Raw genomic sequence first — 4,022 nt, 5'->3', positions numbered from 1 at the left:
TTCAGGGGTATATTTTAATTTTGTCATCGGGATAGTCTCTCAGAATATTGACTCTCCGACAAACCCGGTACGGTTCACTTTAAAAAGATAAAAGAATTAAGGCATTGAGTTAAGCGTGTTCCAACTGACCCACTTGATGATAAGCACGGTTAAAATACACCAGACTTTCTTCTTGATCGCTTTGTTGAACTTTAAGAACACGACACATGAAAACACTGTGTGTACCGACTTGCTGAATATCTTGAATCTCACAGTCAAAACTGACCAAGGCATCTTTCAAAATAGGTGAACCAGTTTCCATAGTACTCCAATCACCGAGTTTGAAACGATCTTCTGAGCTGAATTTACTTGAAGCAAAAGCATTTGAAAGCTGTTCATGCTGAGTACTTAGTACGTTTACAGCCAAGACTTTATTTTCAACAAAATGGGCATGTGAACGGGAGGATTGATTCATACAGACTAATAACATTGGCGGTGTATCCGTCACGCTACATACGGCAGATGCAGTAAATCCATGCATACCTGTTTCACCCGAAGTCGTAATAACATTCACTGCTGTGGTGAGTAAAGACATTGCATTTCTAAAGTCTGTTGCTTCAATCATCTCTTTCATCTCAAATGTACATATCACGTGCTCGTGCATAAAGCTGGACAAATGACCTTGCGATGATTTGTTCTGCTTCGCACGAGACTACGTTTGATTAAGCTTCTAGCTCTTTACGAACAATGGCAGCACCTGCGCTTAAAGCTTCAAGTTTGCCACTTGCCACTTGGCGAGATAGCGGTGTCATACCACAGTTAGTTGAAGGATACAGTTTATCTGCATCAACAAATTGCAATGCTTTGCGTAGCGTATTTGCTACTTCCTCTGCAGTTTCCACTTGAGTGGTTGCCACATCAATTGCACCCACCATCACTTTCTTACCACGGATCAATTCGATTAAATCCATTGGTACACGTGAGTTTTGGCATTCAAGTGAAATAATATCGAGCTTAGATTGTTGTAGTTTCGGGAATGACTCTTCGTATTGACGCCATTCATTACCTAAAGTTTGTTTCCAATCCGTATTTGCCTTGATACCGTAGCCATAGCAAATATGCACAGCGGTTTCACATTTGAGTCCTTCAAGCGCACGCTCTAAGGTCGGAATACCCCAATCATTTACTTCATCAAAGAACACATTAAATGCAGGCTCATCAAACTGAATAATGTCGACACCTACTGCTTCAAGCTCTAACGCTTCTTGATTCAGAATTTTGGCAAATTCCCAAGCCAATTTTTCACGGCTCTTGTAGTGACCATCGTAAAGTGTATCAATCATGGTCATCGGACCAGGAAGCGCCCATTTAATTTGTTGATTGGTTTGGCTGCGCAAGAATTTCGCATCGTCTACAAACACGGCTTTTTTACGAGAAACATCACCCACAACAGAAGGTACACTCGCATCATAACGATTACGAATACGCATCGTTTCACGCTTTTCGAAATCCACACCTTCAAGATGCTCAATAAAGGTGGTTACGAAATGCTGACGGGTTTGCTCGCCATCACTCACGATATCGATACCCGCAGTGACTTGCTCATGTAATGATAATTTCAAAGCATCACGTTTAGCTTCTAATAATTCTTCGCCTTCAAGCTTCCATGCAGACCATAATTTTTCAGGTTCAGCTAACCAAGACGGTTTTGGCAAGCTACCCGCAGTTGAAGTTGGGAGTAAAAGTTTCGGTTGTGTAAGCGCCATGTCTAATCTTCTTTGTCTAAATTCGTAAATCTGTTTATCAATTTAATGGATTAAGCAGCTGTTTCGACTTCGAAATTTGCAGCCCATTCATTTAAAATGTCTTGATAAGGCTTAATGAAGTTTTCTTCCGTCCATTTACCTTGTTTAACTGCAAGCTCACCACGTTCCACACGGTCATAGACCACACGTGTAAGTGAATAATCGCCATAGCTTAGACTTGGTTGATACACCACACCTGCAGGAGAGTTGGTGTTGTAAATTTCAGGACGATAGATCCGTTGGAAACTTTCCATGGTCGCAATAGCACTGATCAATTCAAAATCAGTATAATCACGGACTAAATCGCCAGCGAAATAGAATGCTAATGGTGCATTACCACCTTCTGGTTTAAAGTAGCGTACACGTAAACCCATTTTGGCAAAATATTCATCGGTACGTGAATATTCATCATTTTTGTATTCCACACCCAAAATAGGATGTACGTTGGCTGTACGGAAATACGTTTTAGAGGTTGAAACGCTTAAGCAAATGACAGGTTGTTTTTTAAATTCTGCTTTAAATACATCTGAATTGACTAAATGTTGATAAAGCTTGCCATGTAGATTGCCAAAATCTTCAGGTTTTTCACCTACACCACAACCCAATTGTGGCAATACCACGCTGAAGTCGTAATCACGCACATAAGATGAGAAGCTATTGCCGATCATGCCTTCAATACGCTCACCTGTTTGATGGTCAATCACAACACTTTTAAGTGTTTCAATAAATGGGAAAGTTTGACCATTACCTTCAATATCAATTTCCGCAGAAATAATGTCAATCTCAAGTGAATAGCGATCACCTTTCGGGTTATCAACGGTTGCCAAGCTATTAAAACGGTTGTTGATCATCGCAAGGGTACGACGCAAGTTTTCTTCACGGCTTTCCCCACGTGCCAAATTGGCAAAGTTTGTGGTTAAACGTGTGCTTTCTGCTGGTGTATAATTCTCATCAAAACGGATACGTTTAATTGAACACTCAAATGCTGTACTCATGGAGATTGCCACCTAAAAATTTTATAAAAAGCTAAATTTCTGAATGGCTATATTTAAACGTGAATAAGAAAGTGAGTAAAACGATATAAATTCAGCTTAAGATGAGAAATACTCATCTTAATAAATTAAAGATGCTGAGGATTTTTAGTTATTCAGTAAGCTAAGCGGCTATCTAAAATCTTTATCTGAAATTGGTAATGTTTTTTGCAACTCTACCAAAGATAATAAATCTCCAACTATCAAGTATGTGTAAATAACATAACGATCAGCTTCTTGCCTAGAAGTAATAATATCATGAGAACCTTTCTGAGCAGCTTTGAAAATAGCATCTAACCGCTCGCCCAAATATTTCATCTGTGAACCAACGATTTCCTCAAATCTTTTAGAGTCTGACTGCTCATCAACATATGCAATAATTCGATTTATATAATTATCCACACCTAATTTAATAATTTTAGTTTTACCATTGTCTAAATTAATAGTCTTATCCTCTCTAGCAGGATAAATCACATCAGCAGTATCTTGTAATATTCGCCTACAACTATGAACAGCATTTGACCAATCCTCTGAATTTTCGGACGTTAAATTCTCATAAACAGATGCAAATTTTTGTGCTGATAATGGTACTAAATCTCCAATTTTTCCGTCTACAAACTTTCTTGTTCTAGAAAAAATATCTGACGTAATTTTTGAATATTTTAGCTCATAATATTTATTAGACACGTATTCGTATACAAAAGCTTGTCGTTTAGTTAGAAATTGAGAGTTCGTGCTAATACCATCTCTTAAACTCTTTCTTTCTAAAAAATTACTAGTGCCACCTGATGAAACAAATTGATTCGGATTAGCTGAACTTATTGAAACATTAGGATCATGTGCAATTTTTAGACTATCCTTCATTGCTTCCAATTCAATCTCCATCGCTCCGATTGACCCTAACTTAGCTTTCTCTACGGTTTTTCCTTCTCCATCTTTATCTATAAAAACTCTTCCAGCTTTTTTACATAAGTCCCATATATCGGGTGTTAAACCATTTGGGCTTGAAGGATAACCACTACTTTCAAAGATAAAAATTCTTTGGTAATCGAATTCATTTAGCAATCTTGCCAATCTACTCGCCTTTAATGCGCAATTAGATAAAGAAGAGGTACTTAACTCAATATTACTAGGGTCTGTTGACATTTCAAGTATAGAATTTACCCGATAAAGGTAGCCAAATAAATATACAAGCTAATGCAACTGC

The 4,022-nt window shown here is 38.0% G+C and carries 4 protein-coding genes; all 4 read right to left on the bottom strand.

All coding sequences use genetic code 11. The features are described 5' to 3' along the window. Nucleotides 1–109 precede the first annotated feature (109 nt). Nucleotides 110–604 (bottom strand): flavin reductase family protein, encoded by a 495-nt coding sequence (locus PV763_RS17060; RefSeq protein WP_004647846.1) that lies wholly within the window; start codon nucleotides 602–604, stop codon nucleotides 110–112. 97 nt (nucleotides 605–701) lie between these two features. After that, the gene (locus tag PV763_RS17055; protein WP_180039080.1) at nucleotides 702–1,745 is read right to left on the bottom strand and encodes a methionine synthase; all 1,044 of its coding nucleotides are present in this window, start codon (nucleotides 1,743–1,745) and stop codon (nucleotides 702–704) included. Nucleotides 1,746–1,795: 50 nt separating this feature from the next. After that, entirely contained in the window at nucleotides 1,796–2,779 is a 984-nt protein-coding gene (locus PV763_RS17050; RefSeq protein ID WP_004733167.1) for a putative oxygenase MesX, read from the bottom strand. Between the two features lie 168 nt (nucleotides 2,780–2,947). Beyond that, the gene (locus tag PV763_RS17045; protein ID WP_420938252.1) at nucleotides 2,948–3,889 is read right to left on the bottom strand and encodes a hypothetical protein; all 942 of its coding nucleotides are present in this window, start codon (nucleotides 3,887–3,889) and stop codon (nucleotides 2,948–2,950) included. Nucleotides 3,890–4,022: the final 133 nt, after the last annotated feature.

It is taken from the genome of Acinetobacter sp. AS5 (genome assembly GCF_048957595.1).
Lineage (GTDB): Bacteria > Pseudomonadota > Gammaproteobacteria > Pseudomonadales > Moraxellaceae > Acinetobacter.
Note: the sequence above shows the minus strand (reverse complement) of the source record. Positions and strands in the feature narration are given on the sequence as shown.

Coding starts and splice junctions, on each gene's coding strand:
- PV763_RS17060 (WP_004647846.1), bottom strand. CDS start 604: ATGATTGAAGCAACAGACTTTAGAAATGCAATGTCTTTACTCACCACA.
- PV763_RS17055 (WP_180039080.1), bottom strand. CDS start 1,745: ATGGCGCTTACACAACCGAAACTTTTACTCCCAACTTCAACTGCGGGT.
- PV763_RS17050 (WP_004733167.1), bottom strand. CDS start 2,779: ATGAGTACAGCATTTGAGTGTTCAATTAAACGTATCCGTTTTGATGAG.